Below are 20053 nucleotides of genomic sequence, written 5' to 3'. Positions count from 1 at the left end.
CCCCCTGTACACAACGCACTAATATATAATACACCGTCTATGCGCAGTGTGCAACCATCTACTGCACTTTTTTAGCAGCCTCCACAAATCAATCTGCGCCCTTTATTACTGCCAGTGGCGCCAGGCGCACAACCGGTACGGTAGCACCCCGCTTAACTAATACTGATACCACCTCTTCAACATCTTTATATGCCAGAGGGGACTCGTCCACTATATCCTTGTATGACGCCGCATTATATATGACATCGCCCATCGCCTTTTCAAACTCCTGCTTTGTAATCGATTTTGCTTTGGTTCTCGACAACCTGCGCCCAGCTCCATGGTTAACCGAATAGAAGCTCTCCGCCAGCCTATCGGTCCCCACAACCACATAAGAACCGGTACCCATACTGCCGGGCACCAAGGCAGGATGCCCCGTTCCCATATAACTGACAGGGTTTTGATTGTGCCCTGCAGGCAAAGCCCTAGTAGCACCTTTCCTGTGCACCAAAAGGTCTCTGCCGCCATGGCGCTCCCACTTTGCAATGTTGTGAGCAACGTCATAGACCAGCCTAAAACCCATGGAATCAGCTGGCTTTTTGAGAATATCCTCAAAAGCCTTTATGACATCGCACATGATGATCTGCCTGTTTGAAAAAGCAAAATTGACGGCAGCCGCCATGGCTTTGTAGTAACTCTTTCCCTCTTTTGAATCTATCGGAGCCGCAGCGAGGCCCTTCTCGGGCACATCAATGCCGTATTTTTTAGCCGCTTCCCACAAAATTTTGGTATAATCGGTAGCAATCTGATGCCCAAAGCCCCGGCTTCCCGTATGGATCATCACAGTCACCTGACCCTGAAACAGCCCAAATGCTGATGCCAGCTCCTCGTCCAAAACACAGTCAACCCGCTGAATCTCTATAAAATGGTTCCCGCCACCCAGCGTGCCCAGCTGCTCTTCTCCCCTTTCCTGCGCTTCCCTGGATACAGCAGAAATATCAGCGCCGTGAAGCTTTCCACCTTCCTCGATATAGTCTAAGTCTTCATAGCTCCCAAAGCCAGCCTCAATTACCGCTTCAACCCCTCTGTGCACAACATCGTCGAAAATTTGGCGGGTAACCCCTGTGTGTTTACCCTTTTTCCCTATCCCTGTTGGAACATAATGCTCAATCCTCTCTATCAGCTTGTACAAAATTTCTCTGCTTAAATCCCTGGCTTCAATGTCGGTCCTCAAAAGCCTTACGCCACAGTTAATATCATAACCTACAGCACCAGCAGAAATAACCCCTTGCTTCTCTATGGCCATGACCCCTCCAATAGGCAGCCCAAACCCCTCATGAATGTCAGGCATCCCTATGACAGGATCCACTACCCCCGGCAGCGTAGCAGCATTGACAAGCTGCCTCAACGACTGGTCCTCATGTAAGGTCCCCTTTAAGGCATCGCTCACGTATACTACAGCATCCACTTTCATTTTGCCAAATTTAGGTATACGCCATTTGTTGACCCCTTCTCTCACTAAGGTATAACCCTGTACTATTTCGACGCCCATGTTATTATCATCTGCCTTTCATGCCGTATAGCCCATTACATTTATCTGTATCTATTATAACAATGATAATAAAACATTTAAACATTTTGAAGCGCCTTTTCATATATTCCCATTTCATCTGAATATCCTGAGCTGATACAAGAACCTGCCCAGCCTATCCCCACCGGGCAACAGCTTAAAGTCCTTCTCATTAAGTGTACCCATCATCAATAACACCGAGCCATATACAACAATACCGGCAAGAATGGACAGAATAGTAGCTAAAGTTAAACCCACAGCATCTTCCATCAATTTATAGAGTATTGAAACTGTAATAGCCATTATGCCCACAGCCACCATCGGCTTCACCACAAAATCAACAAACGGTATAAAAGCTCTGGTATATCTTATAACGGCAACAAAATCCAGCAACGATGCAATGGCGTAACATACCAGTGTACCTACAGCCGCTCCCATAATATTAATCTGTGGTACCCCCACCAAAGTATAGGTAACCACCACCTTGACCAACGCTCCTATAGCAAGGTTCTTAACCGGTACAACCGCCCGGTTAATACCCTGTAAGATGCCCGTTAAACTCTGAATGAGGGTAAGAAACACCACCCCGAAAGATAATATGCTCAAAAGGTTGCCAGCCAAAACCGCCTGGTTGTCATCCAAAGCCCTATAAAGCAACCTTATAATTGGATAAGACAAAACCGACATCCCCACACCTGCCGGCAAGCCCACTAACAGGGTCAAACGTATGGCCACAGCCGCCTTGCGCATCACTTCTTTCTGATTCCCCAACGCCCAAGACTCAGAAATGGAAGGCACTATGCTCATAGCCAAAGCCACCGTCAAGGTAGCAGGAAAGTTAATGAGGGGATTTGCATAAGCCGTCAACAGTCCATACAAGCTGGTAGCCTCTTTGACTGTATATAAAGCCACAGTACCGGCTCCTATGCCGACAAGGCGGTTCACCACTATCATGCCGTCTATTAAGCCCACCAGAGGCATGAGAGAAGCCCCTATGGTCACCGGCACAGCAATACTTGCCAGATTCCTTATTATTGCGTGCGACGGTTCGGCATGTGTAGCCTTAAGATTTGTCTTTATGGCTCTTTTTTGCGCTTGTTCTTTCAACCCTACTTTCTTATATAAACCTATCAGCAAGAGAAAAGCCGCTATCTCACCCAAAGTAACTCCTAGGACAGCACCTGCAGCCCCAAATTCAATCCCTTTTCTTACAAAAAGCCATGCCAACAATAAGCCCATAAATAACTTGCCCGCTTGCTCTACTATTTGAGATAGAGCAGTAGGCCCCATTATCTGCATACCCTGGAAATACCCTCTAAATGCCGAAAGCACAGACACAAAAAAGAGTGCTGGGGCAATAGCTAGTATAGAATACACTGACTTAGGATTGCCCAAAGCATTTGATATCACACCGCTCAAGGCCATCAAAATCATAGATGTACTCAAGCCCAGGCAGGTCAACAACCTTAAAGAAACTTTGAAAACCCTGTAAGCTCCTAAGTAATTCCCATAGGCCATCCTTTCTGAAACCATCTTGGAGATGGCTACCGGCAAGCCCGCTGATGATATCACCAGAAGAAAAGAGTATATGGGATAGGCCATCTGATATAAACCCATGCCCTCAGGGCCTATTATGTACGTAAGGGGAATGCGGAATATCGCCCCAAGCACTTTGACCAATAGCCCGGCAAAAGCCAGTATAGCCGCTCCCTCAACAAAAGACCTCTTTTTCACGAAAACCCTCCTCACCGTGGTCATATTGTGTCTTTAAATAATTTATATTAAATTCCCTTTACCTTACAATACTTTTAGAGTATAAAAAAATAAAAAAGGCACTGAGATTACTCAATGCCTTTTTTCCACCTTATTTTTCACTGTTCCATCTGCTTGCCTATGAATGCCGCTGCGGCTTGTGCTATCTTCATCTCAGTATCCCCCATGGTGATATTGGGTTCCTTAGACAACAGTATAACAGCTCCGATGGATTCCCCTCCTGAAATTATAGGAACGATAACCTGGGCAGTATAGTCTATCTGCCCACCTTCCTTCTCCAACACAGGGTAAATGGCATCCTTATTGGCACGATTAGCCAACACCATCTTCTTTTCATTTATGATGCGTTCCAGGTCCTCGCTAATTTTCTCCTTTTTGAAACGAGCTTGAGGAATTCCCGCCACAGCCACAATGAAATCCTTATCTGATACGCAGGTAATATGTCCAAGGATCTTGTGTAGAGACTCCACATATTCGTCTGCCAAATCACTCAGGTCCTCTATTGGAGAATATTTTTTTAAAATCACTTCCCCTTCCTCGTCGGTGTAGATCTCCAGCGGGTCACCTTCACGTATTCTTAGGGTACGACGAATCTCCTTGGGTATCACTACTCTGCCCAGCTCATCAATTCGCCTTACTATCCCCGTTGCTTTCACACACATCCCTCCTTAATCTGTATCAATTTACAAAACCATCCTTGCATTCATATTATTTTACTGTTCATGTGCTTTTATTCATCTTAACCTAGGAGGGACCAAAAATTCCATTTAATTACAGTCTGTTTTCGTACTTCTTGATTTTTGCCTCCTTTTTCCATTCTTCAAGTAAAGAATTCCACTTATCATTGCGTTTATCGTCCAAAACCACAGCTTCTATCTCTTCTTTTTTCTCCTCTAGGGTAAAAACCTTCTCAGGCAACTTTTCATATAGCTTTATGATGTGATAACCGAGGGGTGAGCCAATGGGTTGGGACACCTCGCCCTCATCAAGCTCCAGGGCAGCCTGCTCCACCTCTTCAGCAAACAAGCCGCTTCCCTTATATATCACATATCCATCTTCTTTATTTGTAGCGCTTTTATCCTCACTATAGGTCTCAATCAGCGCCTCAAAGCTCTCTCCCGCCTTTACCTTATCGTACACTTCTCTTGCCGTTGGCTCAATCGCCTTTAACTTTTCATCAAGATATTTTTTAGCTTCTTCCTGCTTGCCTTGTTGTATTAAATTATAATACCCCTCACGTTCTTCCGAAGAAAGCGGAATCAAGATATGCTTCACCCTCACCCAGCCAGCAGGCCTATAAAGTTGCACAAGGGCTGTTTCTACAAGGCTCGGGTCCTGTTTCTGCTTGTTCAGCTGTTCATCGTAATACTGCTTTATGTCCTGCTCAGTAACCTTCACATCCTCCAGCATCTTCTCTGCAAATTTTTCCAGCATTATGTCCTCAGCCCGCCTTGTGATGTATTCTTCCTCCGTAAGCCCCGCGTTATTCAGCTGCTTACGCCATTCATTTCTTGCTTCTTCAAGGTAATCCTTCTCTCCTTGGGCCTTTTCCCCTTGCGATTGAGCCTGCTGCTTCAACGTCTCCGCATAGCTTTTGAACTGTTCTTCCAGCTCCTTACGAGCCTCATTGATATACTCCTCATTTACCGTAAAACCAGCCTGCTCAGCCTTTTTTTGCAATACTTTTCGCGTGATGAGCTGCTCCAACACATCCTTTTTGATCTCCTTTATGGTATCCTTGTACTGGGCGTCTTTTTCGATTTCCTCAGTGATACCATAATAGGCCTTTTGCTGGTTATAGACATCCAAGAACTCACCCTTGAGTATCTTCTCCCCGTAAACCTCAGCTACCACCCTCTGCCTGTCCTTTTCGGGTACCACTTCAATCAGCGTACATCCTGCCGCGCTCAATATAAATACAAGTACAATCAGCATCGCACAATATTTGCCAAAGCGTCTCATAACCCTTTCCCACCCTTTCAATTTAAATAATTTAGCATCTCCTCTAACACACCCTTAGCTGCTTGCAAAGCCCCATTAGGCGACGAATCTTTCAGCCTTACCGTTAGTATCGGCACAGGCGTAGATGAAAAATCCACATACCCCCTGTTTTCATTTAAAATCACCATGAGTTTATCTGGGGATATGGCTTTAGAATCCACCAGCTTCATCTTCACCTCCTTACCTCGATGGACGACTTCGACGATGCGCATCCTCCTTGCAAGAGCTTTCACATATGCCACATCAATCAAATTTTGCACAGCCGAAGGTATATCCCCAAACCTGTCCACCAGCTCTTCTTCCACGTCAATTTTATCCTCACGTCCTTCAATAGCCGCAATCTTTTTATAAATCTCTATCTTATGATTCTGGTCAGGAATATAGTCATCGTCAATATAAGCATTGACTTTTATGTCTATAGCAGTCTCTACCGACTGAGGCAGCTCTTCTCCCTTCATTGTACGGATGGCTTCCTCCAGCAGCTTACAATACAGGTCATAGCCCACAGCCGCCATGTGGCCATGTTGCTCTGGACCAAGCAGGTTGCCTGCCCCTCGTATCTCAAGGTCTCTCATAGCAATCTTAAAACCGGCACCAAACTCGGTAAATTCCTTTATGGCTTGCAATCGCTTTTCAGCCTGCTCGGATATTATCTTATCCTTCCGATAAGTAAAATAAGCGTATGCCAGGCGATTGGAACGGCCTACCCGTCCCCTGAGCTGGTACAGCTGGGCTAAACCAAAATGGTCAGCATCGTACACGATAATGGTGTTCACGTTGGGGATATCCAAACCGTTTTCTATTATAGAGGAACACAACAGCACATCAAACCTGTTTTCATAAAAATCCATCATGACCTTTTCCAGCAGGTCTTCGTCCATCTGACCATGGGCCACAGCGATTTTGGCCTCGGGTACCAGCTTTTTAAGCTCTTGCAGCATCCAATCCATTGTCTTTACTCTATTGTACACAAAGTATACCTGTCCCCCCCTCTGAAGCTCACGCAAAATAGCATCCCGAATTAGGGACTCGCTGTACTCCACCACATATGTTTGCACAGGATATCTATCCTCAGGTGGCGTTTCAATTATGCTTATATCCCTTATGCCCATCAAAGACATGTGCAGGGTACGCGGAATTGGAGTTGCTGTAAGAGTCAAGACATCCACATTTTTCTTTATATCCTTAATCATTTCCTTATGCGCCACGCCAAATCGCTGTTCCTCGTCTATAATGAGCAGCCCCAAGTCTTTAAATTTCACATCCTTGCTGAGCAGCCGGTGCGTGCCTATTATTATGTCGATGTTACCCTCCTTCAAATCCCTGAGGATTTGCCGTTGCTCTGCTGGCGTTTTAAAGCGGCTCAACACCTGTATGGTAAACGGGAAGTCCTCAAACCGCTTAACGAAGGTATTATAATGCTGCTGCACCAATATGGTAGTGGGAGCCAGCACAGCCACCTGCTTTCCATCCATAACGGCTTTAAATGCTGCCCGTATGGCCACCTCTGTCTTTCCATAACCCACATCGCCACATATCAATCGATCCATCACTCTGGGCGATTCCATATCCCGCTTAACATCCTCTATAGCCTGGAGTTGATCTGGCGTCTCCTGGTATGGAAACAGTTCCTCAAATTGTTTCTGCCATTCGGTATCAGGCGAAAATTTATACCCTTGCACCGATTGCCTTATAGCGTATAACTTTACCAAGTCTATTGCCAGCTTTTGCACCGATTGGCGTACTTTATTTTTGGTCCGTTGCCACTCGGCCCCCCCTAACTTTGATAACTTTGGGGGTTCATCTCCCATACCGACATAGGGCTGAATGAGGTCAAGCTGATCAATAGGGACATACAGCTTATCGGTCCCTGCGTATTTTATATACAGGTAATCTTTCTTTTGACCATCTATCACCAGGGTTTTTATCCCCAGGTATTTTCCTATGCCGTGGTTTTCATGCACAACATAGTCGCCCACCTTCAAATCCAAAAAGCTTTCAAGCTTCTTGGATTTCTTTTTAGGCTTAACGCGCCGCTTTTGAACCCCATACACCTCTCTCGCGGTTATTACGGCAAAGCGCGCATCAAGGTATTCAAATCCATGGCTTAAAATTCCAGGAGCCACAACCACTTGGCCCGGCTGTAACTCCCTTTCCATGCCTTGCACCAGCAGAGGCTGGATACCATGCTCCCTTAAAAAGTCCGCTATTCCCTCTTGCCTGGCTTGGCTGTCTAACAAAAATAACACGCAATACCCCTTCTGTCGCCACAGCTTTATATCCTCAGCCATCAACTGTAGCTTACCGTTATATGAAGGAATGCCTCGCGAGGCAAAGCTATAAACCTCTCTCGGCTCAAAATCGGGATGGAAAGAAGGCAAAGCTTGAAACATCAGCCAGTTGCGCCCTGATAACTTCTTTAAAAATTCGGTATAGTCCAAAATAAGGCTGGCTTGCTCGGGTAAAACCTCAAATTTCTGCAACAGGTCCTTAAAATGTTCTTGAAACTCGGTGCAATAGCCCTCGCACCGTTCTTTGATCCTTACAGGCTCGTCTAATACTATCAATGACGAAGCACCCAAATAATCGAATATGGTGGTCCGTTGTGGATAGAAGAAACAAAAATACATCTCCAATGAGCCATCACACACTCCCTCTGCTAGCGCACCCAAGGCGCGCTCCACTTTTTCTTTTAAAGCAACATCTATGTTCTTTCGTCCAATTTTATTTAAAAAATCTTGATAGCTCTTGTTTATATTATCCCTACCCTGGGCAATCGAATCAGCAGTTAATATAAGCTCCCTAGCCGGGGAAATTATCACCTCAGAGCGGTTTTCAATTGACCTTTGCGACAGCAGGTCAAACGCCCGAATGGAATCCACTTCTTCATCAAAGAACTCTATCCTGTAGGGGTCATCAGCCGTCAAAGGAAATATATCCAGTATACCCCCTCTTATGCTGAACTGCCCCTTTCCCTCAACGGCAGGCACGCGCTCGTAACCCATCTGCACCAGCCTTCCTGCCAGACAAGAAAGGGATACGATATCCCCCACCTTTATGATAAGAATAGCGTCTTTAAATATGTGTGGCGGGGTTTGCAAGGACAAAAGGGCTTCTACCGACGCCACCACTATTACATCTTTTCCCAACAATAGCTTTTCCAGTGCCTCTATCCGTTGCTGGGTAATTTCTAGACTCCGGGCTGCTACGTCGTAAAGCAGCATCTCCCGTTCTGGCAGATATACCACTTTCCCCGGATAAAAAAACGAAAGGTCCTCATATATCCTTTTAGCCTGAACATCCCCACTGGTTATATACAGGCAATTACCTTTAAGAGGATATAACATGCTGGCCAGCATATGGCATTTTTGGGAATCACCCAGCCCCAAAAATGCCACACGGCTGGCGCCTTTCATGACCGCCTCTTTAACAGTGTCAAAGGTTTCCCATCTGGTCATGGGCTCCAGCCAAATTGGAGTCATCCTATCACCAACTTCGCCCATTGATTTGCGTTATATACCGTTTTCCATTGAAGCTGCTTTTTTCTAACCATTACACCTGCTCATTGCCTCCTGAATACCTTTGGTAATTATAAGCTCCACCCCTTTTACCGCCCTTTCGCAGGCAGCCAAAAAAACCGGCAGCTCCTCCTTCTCAAAAGGGGACAGTACATAATTGGCCAGGTCCTGTCCCGGAGGAGGGGCACCTATACCTATCCGAATACGGGGGAACTCCTCTGTTTGAAGCTGATATATTATGGAACGCATGCCGTTATGAGTACCAGCACTACCTGCAGGGCGTATACGCACCTTTCCCAGTTTCAAATCTATATCGTCGTAGATCACTATCAGGTTAGAAGGTTCTATCTTATAGCCGCGAACCAGATCCAGTATGCTCAAACCACTTAAATTCATGTAGGTCTGCGGCTTGGCCAATACCACCTTATGTCCTCCAATAACCCCCTCCCCAATGACCGCCTTGTATTTTATATACTCCAATGGTATTCCATATGCACGAGAAAGCATGTCAATTACAATAAACCCTGCATTGTGCCTCGTGCCCGCGTACTCCTCTCCTGGGTTGCCCAATCCTGCTATGACATACATGACAACTCATCACCTTACCACGGCTCTCATTCAAAGAGCGGACTTACCGAGATATCCTCGTATATCCTGTCAATGGCCTCTGCAAAAAGCGGGGCCACCGACAAGACCTTTATCTTGTCGATGCGCTTTTCCGGCGGCAACGGAATAGTATTGGTAATCACGAGTTCCCTTATGGGCGAATTCTTTATCCTTTCCACTCCTGGTCCCGAAAGCACGCCATGAGTGCAGCAGGCATAAATCTCAGTGGCTCCTCGTTCAACCAACGCCAGAGATGCCTGCGTTAGCGTTCCCGCCGTATCCACCAGGTCATCAATCAGTATGACCTTCTTGCCCTTAACATCTCCTATGACATTCATGACCTCGGCCACGTTGGCTCTGGGCCGTCGTTTATCTACAATAGCCAGCGATGAATTCAAGCGATTGGCAAAGCTTCTGGCCCTGGTCACGCTACCCACATCAGGGGATACTACCACCACTTCATCGCCCTCAAGCCCTCGTTCTATGAAATACTGGGCAAGGATAGGCATTCCCAGCAGGTGATCAAGCGGAATATTGAAGAATCCCTGTATCTGCGGCGCATGCAAGTCCATAGTAAGCACGCGATTGGCACCTGCACTGGTGATCAAATCAGCCACCAACTTTGCCGTGATTGGGTCTCTGGCCTTGGCTTTGCGGTCCTGCCTGGCATAGCCATAATAAGGAATTACTGCAGTAATACGTCCAGCCGAGGCCCTCTTAAAAGCATCTATCATTATCAACAACTCCATCAAGTTATCATTTACTGGATGGCATATGGATTGGATGACAAAAACATCCGCTCCCCTAACTGTTTCGTATATATTCACGCATATCTCTCCGTCGCTAAACGTACCAACCTCTGCATTCCCCATGGGAACCCCCAAATACCGTGCAATTTCCCTCGCCAATTCGGGATTGGAATTACCCGCAAAGACTTTGATGCCTGTTCCATGGGTGATCATCTGAAGCCTTCTCCTTTCTTTCGTGTTTTTTATAATCTTTTAAACTCCACTGCACGCACAAAAACGCCCTTTAATATTTTAAATATCTATTCATGGGACTGCATGCCCTGAAACTTCTGCCTTCGCCGTTCCACCCAACCTTGCTTGTTTATCTGGCGCTCTCTGGCAATAGCCAACGCCTTGTCAGGGACATCTTCGGTAATGGTAGACCCCGCGGCTATATACGCCTCTCGTCCTACCTTCACCGGTGCCACAAGGTTGACATTGCAGCCTATAAAAGCCCTGTCCTCTACCACCGTCCTGTGCTTTTTAAAACCATCGTAATTGACGAACACCACTCCACAACCCAGGTTGACCTCTTTACCCACCTCAGCATCCCCAACATATGTCAGATGAGAAATTTTGGTACCGTCACCTATAGTAGAGTTCTTTATCTCAACGAAATCGCCAATGCGCACACCACTACCTATGACGCTCCCAGGGCGAAGATAAGCATATGGCCCCACTGTCGTCAAATCGCCAATGCGGCTATCCAAAATCACCGATGCCTGTATCTTCACACCGTTCCCTATGACCGAGTTCACTATACGATTATTGGGATAAATTACGCAATCCTCCCCAATAACTGTACTGCCTTCTATCACATTGCCAGGATAAACCACTGTATCGCACCCAATCACCACATCCAGACCGATGTAGGTATGCTCAGGGTCTATTATGGTCACCCCTTTTTCCATATGAGACCTATTAATCCTCAAGCGCATCTTTCTATCCACTTCGGCCAGTTGTGCTCTGGTGTTTATGCCCAACACCTCGTCGGCATCCTGCGCCATCAGCACTCCTACTTTGATACCCTGGCGTTTCATAATTTCAATCACATCAGTTAAATAATATTCTCCTTGAGAATTACTATTGTTCAGCTTTTCAAGGCTGGAAAATAAAAGCTGAATATCGAAACAGTAAATTGAGGAATTTATCTCTCGTATCTTTTGCTGTTCTCCTGTAGCATCCCTGTGTTCCACAATCCTCTCCAAGTCTCCATTCTCATTGCGTACTATCCGCCCATAACCTGTAGGGTCATCCACAAACGCAGAGAGCACCACTGCGCCATACCTTCCCGCGACAGCGTGCTGAACCATCTGCTGGAGGGTGCAGCTTCGAATTAAAGGCGCATCCCCTGCAAGTACCACGACATAACCCTCTTTATCCTCAAAGGCTGGCTTAGCCATCATCACGGCATGCCCGGTGCCCAACTGCTGCGGTTGATAAGCGTATCTCACCCTGTCTCCGAGGTATTGCTTAACCTCCTCTGCTTTGTGGCCCACCACCACAACCGGCAAGTCGTCCGATACCTCGGAAGCTACTCGAACCACATACTCTATTATGGGATACCCACAGACCTGATGTAACACCTTCGGTCTATTGGATTTCATCCTAGTCCCTTCGCCAGCAGCCAAAATAACGGAAAAAACCTGTTTTTCCATTCACCTATTCCCCTTTACCTAAAAATTTTGCAACACCATCGCTATTATATCATAATGCAAAAATACTGTCATTGGTCCATAAATTGTTAGATTTGAAGGTGGCGATTTTAAATGCCTTAAGATGACCCACTGCCACAAAAAAACCCAAAAACAAGCTTTAAAGGAGAGGCTATGCTCTCCTTTAAAGCTTATTCTTCGCTCATTTTATTGTACTTTTCTAAAATGAGCGTTTGAAGCTGCGTTCGTGTTTCGGAATTTATGGGATGGGCAATATCGCGATATTCCCCATCAGGGGTTTTCCGGCTAGGCATGGCAATGAACATCCCATTATCGCCTTCAATTACCTTGATGTCGTGCACCACAAATGCATCATCAAAGGTAACCGATGCCACTGCCTTCATTCGCCCTTCACCCTTGACTTTCCGAACGCGAACATCGGTCACATTCATGTTAGCTCACCACCTTCCAGTTGATGAAACAATAATTGCTTAAAGATATTAATTCGCCAAAAAAACCTATACTCCTTCTTAAATTAATAAAATTTTTATAAAGCCGGCTGCACCACTACTTTTCGCCCCACTTCATCTACCTCTTTGAGCTGGATGAGCGCAACGTACTGCTCTACCATCTTATGTTTTGGCTGCTCAGTAGCAATCATCACCCCTACACCCACTATATCAACATTGAACTCCTTAAGCAGGTCCACCATGCCCTTAGCTGTACCGCCGCCCCTCATGAAGTCATCGATGATCAAGGCTCGCTGACCTTCCTTAACCGCTCTCTTAGCAAGCGACATGGTCTGAATCCTCTTAGAAGAGGCAGAAACGTAATTTATGGTAACGACGGAACCTTCTGTAACCTCGTTATCCCTTCGAGCAACCACCACTGGGCAGTTGAGCGCCCTAGCCGTCATCATGGCAATGGGAATACCCTTGGTTTCCACAGTAATTACAAAATCGGGACTGGCCTCATAAAAACGCGAAGCCATGATCTCTCCCACTTGCTGCACTATATGGGGCGTAAATAAAAGGTCAGCTATATATAGGAAGCCGCCGGGCAAAATGCGCTCGGGCTCAGACAGCTTATTGCACAGGTCCTGTATAAAATTCGAGACGTACTCCTCGTCAGGCTGGGGTACATACTTAATTCCTCCTGCTGCTCCTACCATCGTCTCCAAGTTGCCAAGATTAAAAGCCTTCAAAGCTCGGCGTAAAGCCATCACGTCTTCGCTGATGGTAGATTTGGCCACACCAAACAATTCTCCAAAATAATTCAACGTGTGAATTTGATTGGGCCTATCGGATAAAATTTTAGTCATAACGCCAATTCTCTCGCTTCTGCTGAATTTGTTCATACCCCATCTCCTTTTAACCAAAAATCCAAAATTTCGCTTCCACTTGTAATAGATTATACCACAAATGCGACAAAATACTGAATATTTTTTTACTTTTTATTTGGTAAATTCAATAATATCTGCCTTTTCATTAAATCCTTTATGCAAAAATCTGTTTCACTCCAACTTTTAACCAACGGGCACACTCAAAACCTATTCTACCTCAAATAAATATAAAAGCCTTGATTGACTGATATGCCTTGTGCAAAAAAGTATGTATTAACTATCCAAAGCAACTGTGGTATAATGAAAGAGCCTTTGAAAGTATTATTTTTAAACTCTACTACTAGAAAGGAGAGAAGAAGGGCGTCTTTTTTTACTGGAAATGAAATCTGGCGCACCTGCACACCATGAGAAGAATATTAGGTTATCTCAGAAAAGCTGTAGAAGACTTCCAAATGATACAAGAAGGGGACAGAATTGCAGTAGGGGTATCAGGAGGCAAAGACAGCCTACTCTTGCTCAAAGCCCTTAAGCTGTATCAATACTTTTCACCCGTTCCCTTTCATATAGAAGCCATAACCCTTACCATGGGTTTTGAAGGCTTTGACACATCACCCATTGAGGCATTTTGTAAAGAACTAGGTGTACCTTATACTGTAAAACATACCTTGATCGGAAAGATAATATTTGAGACCAGAAAAGAAACCAATCCATGTTCGCTTTGCGCACGCATGAGGCGGGGAGCCCTGCATGATGTCGCGTTGGAACTGGGATGCAAAAAGGTTGCTTTGGGCCACAACTTAGACGACACCATAGAGACGTTTTTCCTTAGCCTTTTCTACGAAGGGCGCTTTAACACCTTTTCGCCAGTAACGTACCTTGACAGAAAAGGAATTACGGTAATACGGCCGCTAATCTATGCACCAGAACCTGAGGTCATCGGAGCCGCAAAGCGCCACAACCTACCGATAGTCCAAAGTCCCTGCCCCGCTGCCGGACACACCCAGCGCCAAGAGATGAAAAAGCTGGTGCGTTCTTTAGCAAAAACATTTCCTGATATAAGGATGAGATTTTTAACCGCCCTCAAAAACAAGCACAATCGCAATCTTTGGGACTGATATTGGCCATTTCAATCACCCTTTTTATCAACCAGGGCAAACATGACCTCTCCTTCTACAGCCACTTCACCATCCACTAAAGCCCTTACCGTCCCTTTGCCCATCGACCCCTTCATCTTGCTGATTTCGGCTTCAAGGCGTAGCTGATCGCCCGGAACAACCTGCCTGCGGAAGCGCAGCTTATCTACCCCTGCAAAAACAGGTATCTTACCCCTATTTTGTTCTCCATAAAGCACCACCACGGCTCCCAGCTGAGCAAGCGCTTCAAGTATCAACACCCCTGGCATTATAGGCGTTGAGGGGAAATGCCCTTGAAAGAACCATTCATTTATTGTAACATTTTTTATTCCCACCGCTCTCTTACCTGGTTCAAACTCAATGATTCGATCAATCAATAAAAAAGGATAACGGTGTGGTATACATTTCATTATTTCTTCTATCTTCATCATATACAACCGCAAAAAATCCCATCTTTATTAAGATGGTATAAATGCGTTCACCTTCCTTTCTAAGAGTAGAAAGTTTCTATTCCCTTAAATTGTTGGCCAAACGCTCCATTTCATCGGCCGACTGCAAAACCCTTGCGCTGAGCTGATAGGCTCTTTGTGCCAATATAAGTTGGGCCATCTCCTCTGCCAAATCTACGTTTGATAGCTCTATAAAACCCTGCCTCACTGTAGCTGGATAACCGTACACAGCCTGGCCACTGGCCTCGGTCTCCACAAAACAATTATGGCCGACGGCCTCAAGCCCTTCGGGATTAGGAAACACCGCTATACCAAAACGACCTGCTATGGCGTCCATGTTATCTACTTCTAAAGGTTGTCCATTTAAATCCAAAACATACTCTCCGCGGGAGGTAACCAGGCGCTTTACCACCCTCTCGCCCACTTGTTCGGCTGAAATCTGGAAACTCCCATCTCTGGTATAACACAGCCTTCCATCAGGACGCAAAAGTACAAAAAAGCCTTCTCCTTCAATGGCAAAATCCAAAGGACGACCGGTCTCCTGCATCTTTCCGTAACCGAAATGGCGCTGGGTGGCCGCTACCCTCACCCCATTCCCTATCTGCAGGTTTACCGGCTCAGGCCTTCTTCTGGTATCCATAGCAGAATAAAGCGCATCCTGAAAAGCGGACCTTACCTTCTTGTATGCCACTGTGTTCATATTTGCAATATTATTGGATATTATATCCAGATTCTGTTGCTGAGCCGCCATGGCTGAAGCCGAACTGTACAACGCCCTAATCATTTACTACTACCTCCTCTATACTCTGCCCAGCTCGTTTACCGTCTTGGACAGCACACCATCTATCATCTTGATGACCTTTTGGTTAGACTCATAATTGCGTACAGCTATTATCATATCAACGGTCTCCCGCACCACATCCACATTGGAACCTTCAACGAACCCCTGAGCAACTTCCCCTGCAAATGCCACTTCAGGATTGTTTTCAGGATCAGGATTTATGTAAAGGTTGTGGCCTACTTTTCTCAAGGCTTGAAGGTTTTGGAAGTTTACTAGCCTCAGCCGATCAAGGTACACGCCATCCACTATCACATTGCCCTGGGAATCAATTACAAAATCCCGGCTTTCTATAAATATCGGACCTCTTTCTCCAGCCACTGGCCATCCATCAACCGTCACCAGACGTCCTTGGTTGTCCAGCATAAACCCACCGTCTCGGGTATACCTTTCGCCTTCCTCCGTAAGTATGACAAAAAAGCCGTCCCCCCTGATGGCCACATGAGTAGGTTCACCCGTCTCCTGTAAGACCCCCTGCTCAAACGAGGTTATGACCCTATCCACATAAACGCCGTGATTTATGGTGCCTATATGCCTGTCGAAAGGAACTTGTCCCTTATCAACCCTTAACAACAGCTCTTCATCAAACGCACGGCTCACCACTTGGTCTCGTTTAAACCCCCGCGTATTTACGTTGGCAATGTTGTTGGCCACCTTGTCCAGCCTTGTTGCCTGATTTATCATACCGGTAGCCGCAGCATATAAACCTCTCACCATTTTCAGCACCGTCCCATATAAACGTGGAATTTTATCCTTTATTAATAATATCGTCACACATTGAAATTGACTTTAACACCTCAACTGAAATCTCACGATAATGACAGCTCAACATTTATACCATCATCCCTGATAGGCCGCTCCTCGAGAGTATTCCATAACAGCCATAGACCCATAGACATCAAGAGCCTCCAGGGCTTTGCCTGTCCCAAGGGCAACACAAGATATAGCATCCTCCATCACATGAACGGGAATCTGAGTATGCTTCTGCAAAAGCTGGTCCATACCATAGAGCAGTGCACCACCGCCTACCATGATAATTCCTCGCTCGTGTATATCAGATGCCAGTTCAGGGGGCGTTTTCTCCAGCATGGCATGTACCGCCTCAACAATTGCCTGAAGAGGCTCCTCCAAAGCCTCCACTACATCGTTGGAAGTAACCGTTACCGATTTTGGCAATCCCGAAATCAAATTCCTACCGGTTACCATCATTGATGGCCCATCTGGCCGTGGAACAGCTGAACCCACTTTTATCTTTATGTCTTCGGCCGTTCTCTCTCCTATGAGGAGGTTATACTTCTTTCGCATATAACGTATTATGGCTTCATCAAACTTGTCCCCGGCTACTTTTATAGAGTCTGACACCACTATGCCGCCCAGGGATATAACTGCGATGTTTGTAGTACCGCCCCCTATATCTACCACCATGTTGCCGCAAGGCTTGCTTATATCAATTCCAGCTCCAATAGCAGCTGCAATGGGCTCTTCTATAAGATATGTACGCCTGGCACCCGCCTCATAAGCAGCATCCAGTACAGCCCGCTTTTCCACCTCAGTAGCTCCACTTGGTACACATACCATCACGCGAGGCTTAAAAATCAGCGGGTGCCCGCATACTTTACGTAGAAAATACCGAAGCATCTTCTCGGTAACCTCATAGTCCGATATAACCCCATCCCGAAGCGGTCGAATTGCCACTATATTCCCGGGGGTCCTACCTATCATCTTCCGAGCCTCTTCACCCACTGCAAGTATCTTCTTGGTATTATTGTCAATAGCAACCACTGATGGCTCCCTGAGCACAATACCCTTCCCTTTTACGTAAACCAAAACGCTGGCCGTCCCCAGATCAATGCCTATATCTTTAAACACCAACACGCGTATCTATCCTTTCTTTTGTTTTTTACAAACCCAAAATTTCTATTAGAATATTCTACTTTTTTCCCAAAAATCCTCTTTGTTTTTTTAATTTTGTTCTTTTATCTTTTTGTATTTTAGTCGGGTAGCCTTACCTCCTCTTATATGCCGTTCAGCCTTATTGTATTCCAGTACCTTTTTCACCTCTTCCCACAGAATTGGATTGATTTTAGGAAGGCGTTCAGAAACATCCTTATGTACCGTACTTTTGCTTACTTTGAAAACTTTAGCCACCTCTCTAACGGTAGCTTTTGATTGAATCATGTAATTGGCCACTTCAAGAACCCTTTCCTCAATATAATCCTTCAAGTCTAAGACCCCCCTTACGGCAATCCCTTTGATACAATAATTATGCAGAAAATAACTTATATAGAAGAATAAAGATAAAAAAAGAGCCCCGTAAAACCAATTTACGGAGCCCTTCACTCTAGATAGTTCTTGGGGTCAACATTCTTCCCGTCCTTTAATACTTCAAAGTGGACATGCGGCGGATCCAATATCTCGCTTATTGCCGTCCTGCCCACCCCACTTATGACCTGGCCCATTTTCACCTGCTGATTGACCCTCACCATGTCTTTGGTGGAAAGATTGGCATACCGCGTTTTAAGCCCGTTTCCATGATCAATGGTGATTACAATGCCCATCAAAGAATCTTCTTCTATAGATTCTATTACCCCATCCATTGCAGCTTTTACCGGACTTCCCTGTGGGCTTTCAATGTCGATTCCCGGATGGGTTGTCCACTCCTTAAGCGTTTTGGAATACTGCAAATGGTCGGTAGCAAAGTCCACTATTATATTTCCATCCACGGGCTTTTTCATCAAAATTCCAGAGGGTTTTTGTGTCTGAGCTGAAGCGCTCGTCTTTACAACCTCAGGCCTAGCCTTTGTGCCACTCACCACAGCCTTATTTACTGCAACTTTGGATTTACCACTGCTATGGTCATCTTTGTAGGCTTGTCCCTGAGATGATGCTTGATTTTGTTGCCCCTGGCTATCTTCACCTTTTACCACGTCTTTTATCTTTATCTCCACCTTTTCGTCAGCATCCGCCTGTTGTACTGGCTGTTCATTAACATCATCCTGTGTTTGTTCCTGAACTGTCATATCATCTTCAGCCTCTTCCGACCTTTGCGCTTCTTCTCTATCAAGGGAGGTCAAAAATGCGGTAGCACCTATTGCGCAAATGCATATAAACAGGATGATATAGAAGCCCTGCTTGTTCCAGAAGTCCTTAAGCGCCTGCCTACTAAATGCTTTTTTCATCTTATCTTTGTATTTGCTAAAACTCATTTACACCACCTCCCTTTAGATTTTATCCAAAAAAATAAAAAAAAATACAAATATATGAATTTCATCTGTATTTTTCTATTTCAACCCCTTTATAGTAATGTTTTAATATTTCCACATATGTATACCCCAGCTGTGCCATATAATTTGCCCCCACCTGGCTCATGCCCACACCGTGCCCATACCCCGTTGTTTCAATAACCACCCTATCATCCTCAAATTTAAACTTAAAATCGGTGGAATTAAGGCCATAAAGATAGCGAAAATCAGTCCCCTTTATGGTAACATCCCCTACCACCAACTCTGCAACTCTACCGCTCTTTGTATAACTCTTTATCTTTATTTGTGAAGCCAAGTTTTTAGCATTTAAATTGCTGCGAGGGTACCTACTTTTAAAAATCTTGACAAACTGGTCATTGGAAAAGGCAAATATTTGCTTGTATTTAGGGCTGTTTTCATCGCCAGGGCTGTCCACTACGGTATAATAAGGCAACGAATGCGAAAAAACCTCACCGGCATCCTCGGTTTTGCCATTGCTGGTAGAGTGAAAGAACACTTCTATAGGAACGCCATCATATGTCATTATGTAGCCCCTGGTCTCTTCGACTGCCTTGACTACCCTTTCATGGTTGACGGCATAATCGGTACCCCAATTCTTTTTCTGCTGCTCATCGGAGATCCACGCCTGGCAATGGCTGTACAGGCTACACACATCGGCCTGCGGATGATTTGAGCAGCCCTCACCACCAAAGGCTCGCATCTTCCTTATAGCAAAAGTCCTAGCAGCCACCGCCTGAGCCTTTAACGCCTCCAATTCAAACGAAGCCGGCATCTCGGCTGCTACCACTCCCACAACATATTCTTCCAAGGGCATTCTGATTATGTTTTTTGTTATATGGTCATAAACAGCTATTTCGGGTTCACCCATACTTTTTTCATTTGGATGTATAACATCGACCTTCACATCTAACGGATTGGTGTTTTTAAAGTAAGAATTCTTGCCTTTAGATTCAAAAAGAAAAAAATTTTGCACAGTAAACATAGGTATAACCAGCACAATTATGACAATCGAAAGCAGCAGGCTGATCCCCCATCTCATCCTCTTTCCCACTCTCCATCAAGGCTTTAATCAATAATACCATTCTATGATGGAGAGCAAGAGGTTAGAACTTCCAAGACCTCTCTTTTACTAAAAACA

The 20053-nt window shown here is 45.4% G+C and carries 18 protein-coding genes; 1 reads left to right on the top strand and 17 read right to left on the bottom strand.

The window, feature by feature from the left end; translation table 11 throughout:
* Nucleotides 1–88: 88 nt before the first annotated feature.
* The 10 genes from JOD02_RS06440 to purR all read right to left on the bottom strand — a co-directional run bounded on the left by JOD02_RS06440 (nucleotide 89) and on the right by purR (nucleotide 13247).
* Entirely contained in the window at nucleotides 89–1531 is a 1443-nt protein-coding gene (locus JOD02_RS06440) for an RtcB family protein (protein WP_204488062.1), read from the bottom strand.
* Nucleotides 1532–1645: 114 nt separating this feature from the next.
* Complete coding sequence (locus tag JOD02_RS06435) at nucleotides 1646–3283, bottom strand: oligosaccharide flippase family protein (protein WP_204488060.1); 1638 nt, start codon at nucleotides 3281–3283, stop codon at nucleotides 1646–1648.
* A gap of 137 nt (nucleotides 3284–3420) precedes the next feature.
* A complete protein-coding gene (gene spoVT / locus JOD02_RS06430; RefSeq protein WP_341534547.1) occupies nucleotides 3421–3978 on the bottom strand; it encodes a stage V sporulation protein T in 558 nt (185 codons plus the stop codon).
* 115 nt (nucleotides 3979–4093) lie between these two features.
* A complete protein-coding gene (locus JOD02_RS06425; protein WP_204488057.1) occupies nucleotides 4094–5284 on the bottom strand; it encodes a peptidylprolyl isomerase in 1191 nt (396 codons plus the stop codon).
* Between the two features lie 17 nt (nucleotides 5285–5301).
* Entirely contained in the window at nucleotides 5302–8805 is a 3504-nt protein-coding gene (gene mfd, locus JOD02_RS06420) for a transcription-repair coupling factor (protein ID WP_204488055.1), read from the bottom strand.
* Between the two features lie 63 nt (nucleotides 8806–8868).
* Nucleotides 8869–9429: an aminoacyl-tRNA hydrolase gene (gene pth / locus JOD02_RS06415; protein WP_204488053.1), complete on the bottom strand. Its 561-nt coding sequence runs from the start codon at nucleotides 9427–9429 to the stop codon at nucleotides 8869–8871.
* 26 nt (nucleotides 9430–9455) lie between these two features.
* Nucleotides 9456–10409, bottom strand: a complete 954-nt coding sequence (locus JOD02_RS06410; protein WP_204488051.1) for a ribose-phosphate diphosphokinase — start codon at nucleotides 10407–10409, stop codon at nucleotides 9456–9458.
* 86 nt (nucleotides 10410–10495) lie between these two features.
* Nucleotides 10496–11893, bottom strand: coding sequence for a bifunctional UDP-N-acetylglucosamine diphosphorylase/glucosamine-1-phosphate N-acetyltransferase GlmU (gene glmU, locus JOD02_RS06405; protein ID WP_204488050.1), 1398 nt, complete (start codon nucleotides 11891–11893; stop codon nucleotides 10496–10498).
* Nucleotides 11894–12081: 188 nt separating this feature from the next.
* The gene (gene spoVG, locus JOD02_RS06400; protein ID WP_204488048.1) at nucleotides 12082–12342 is read right to left on the bottom strand and encodes a septation regulator SpoVG; all 261 of its coding nucleotides are present in this window, start codon (nucleotides 12340–12342) and stop codon (nucleotides 12082–12084) included.
* Between the two features lie 95 nt (nucleotides 12343–12437).
* Complete coding sequence (gene purR, locus JOD02_RS06395) at nucleotides 12438–13247, bottom strand: pur operon repressor (RefSeq protein WP_204488046.1); 810 nt, start codon at nucleotides 13245–13247, stop codon at nucleotides 12438–12440.
* A 389-nt stretch (nucleotides 13248–13636) separates the two neighbouring features.
* Here purR and JOD02_RS06390 point away from each other — a divergent pair, with 389 nt between their 5' ends.
* Nucleotides 13637–14347 (top strand): tRNA 2-thiocytidine biosynthesis TtcA family protein, encoded by a 711-nt coding sequence (locus JOD02_RS06390; RefSeq protein WP_204488044.1) that lies wholly within the window; start codon nucleotides 13637–13639, stop codon nucleotides 14345–14347.
* A gap of 11 nt (nucleotides 14348–14358) precedes the next feature.
* Here the strand turns inward: JOD02_RS06390 and fabZ are convergent, their stop codons facing one another.
* From fabZ to spoIID, 7 genes are all read right to left on the bottom strand, one after another.
* Nucleotides 14359–14796: a 3-hydroxyacyl-ACP dehydratase FabZ gene (gene fabZ / locus JOD02_RS06385; protein ID WP_204488042.1), complete on the bottom strand. Its 438-nt coding sequence runs from the start codon at nucleotides 14794–14796 to the stop codon at nucleotides 14359–14361.
* A 76-nt stretch (nucleotides 14797–14872) separates the two neighbouring features.
* Nucleotides 14873–15598: a flagellar hook-basal body protein gene (locus tag JOD02_RS06380; protein WP_204488040.1), complete on the bottom strand. Its 726-nt coding sequence runs from the start codon at nucleotides 15596–15598 to the stop codon at nucleotides 14873–14875.
* Nucleotides 15599–15613: 15 nt separating this feature from the next.
* Nucleotides 15614–16369 (bottom strand): flagellar basal-body rod protein FlgF, encoded by a 756-nt coding sequence (flgF, locus tag JOD02_RS06375; protein ID WP_204488039.1) that lies wholly within the window; start codon nucleotides 16367–16369, stop codon nucleotides 15614–15616.
* Between the two features lie 123 nt (nucleotides 16370–16492).
* On the bottom strand, nucleotides 16493–17527 hold the full coding sequence (gene mreB / locus JOD02_RS06370; protein WP_394355752.1) for a rod shape-determining protein: 1035 nt from the start codon (nucleotides 17525–17527) through the stop codon (nucleotides 16493–16495).
* Nucleotides 17528–17614: 87 nt separating this feature from the next.
* Nucleotides 17615–17875: a sporulation transcriptional regulator SpoIIID gene (spoIIID, locus tag JOD02_RS06365; protein WP_204488037.1), complete on the bottom strand. Its 261-nt coding sequence runs from the start codon at nucleotides 17873–17875 to the stop codon at nucleotides 17615–17617.
* Between the two features lie 113 nt (nucleotides 17876–17988).
* Nucleotides 17989–18858 (bottom strand): M23 family metallopeptidase, encoded by an 870-nt coding sequence (locus JOD02_RS06360; protein ID WP_204488035.1) that lies wholly within the window; start codon nucleotides 18856–18858, stop codon nucleotides 17989–17991.
* Nucleotides 18859–18919: 61 nt separating this feature from the next.
* On the bottom strand, nucleotides 18920–19954 hold the full coding sequence (gene spoIID, locus JOD02_RS06355; protein ID WP_204488034.1) for a stage II sporulation protein D: 1035 nt from the start codon (nucleotides 19952–19954) through the stop codon (nucleotides 18920–18922).
* Nucleotides 19955–20053 lie beyond the last annotated feature (99 nt).

Origin of the sequence: Caldicoprobacter guelmensis (genome assembly GCF_016908415.1) — a bacterium.
In the GTDB taxonomy this organism is placed as follows: Bacteria; Bacillota; Clostridia; order Caldicoprobacterales; family Caldicoprobacteraceae; genus Caldicoprobacter; species Caldicoprobacter guelmensis.
This window is presented reverse-complemented; position numbering and strand designations above follow the sequence as displayed.

Bases quoted from the DNA above. Each gene is read 5' to 3' on its own strand.
- fabZ (WP_204488042.1), bottom strand. From the start codon at position 14,796: ATGATGAAGATAGAAGAAATAATGAAATGTATACCACACCGTTATCCT.
- JOD02_RS06440 (WP_204488062.1), bottom strand. From the start codon at position 1,531: ATGGGCGTCGAAATAGTACAGGGTTATACCTTAGTGAGAGAAGGGGTC.
- mfd (WP_204488055.1), bottom strand. From the start codon at position 8,805: ATGACTCCAATTTGGCTGGAGCCCATGACCAGATGGGAAACCTTTGAC.
- JOD02_RS06380 (WP_204488040.1), bottom strand. From the start codon at position 15,598: ATGATTAGGGCGTTGTACAGTTCGGCTTCAGCCATGGCGGCTCAGCAA.
- JOD02_RS06425 (WP_204488057.1), bottom strand. From the start codon at position 5,284: ATGAGACGCTTTGGCAAATATTGTGCGATGCTGATTGTACTTGTATTT.
- spoVG (WP_204488048.1), bottom strand. From the start codon at position 12,342: ATGAATGTGACCGATGTTCGCGTTCGGAAAGTCAAGGGTGAAGGGCGA.
- purR (WP_204488046.1), bottom strand. From the start codon at position 13,247: ATGAACAAATTCAGCAGAAGCGAGAGAATTGGCGTTATGACTAAAATT.
- JOD02_RS06360 (WP_204488035.1), bottom strand. From the start codon at position 18,858: ATGAGTTTTAGCAAATACAAAGATAAGATGAAAAAAGCATTTAGTAGG.
- JOD02_RS06410 (WP_204488051.1), bottom strand. From the start codon at position 10,409: ATGATCACCCATGGAACAGGCATCAAAGTCTTTGCGGGTAATTCCAAT.
- pth (WP_204488053.1), bottom strand. From the start codon at position 9,429: ATGTATGTCATAGCAGGATTGGGCAACCCAGGAGAGGAGTACGCGGGC.
- JOD02_RS06390 (WP_204488044.1), top strand. From the start codon at position 13,637: ATGAGAAGAATATTAGGTTATCTCAGAAAAGCTGTAGAAGACTTCCAA.
- glmU (WP_204488050.1), bottom strand. From the start codon at position 11,893: ATGGAAAAACAGGTTTTTTCCGTTATTTTGGCTGCTGGCGAAGGGACT.
- spoIID (WP_204488034.1), bottom strand. From the start codon at position 19,954: ATGAGATGGGGGATCAGCCTGCTGCTTTCGATTGTCATAATTGTGCTG.
- flgF (WP_204488039.1), bottom strand. From the start codon at position 16,369: ATGGTGAGAGGTTTATATGCTGCGGCTACCGGTATGATAAATCAGGCA.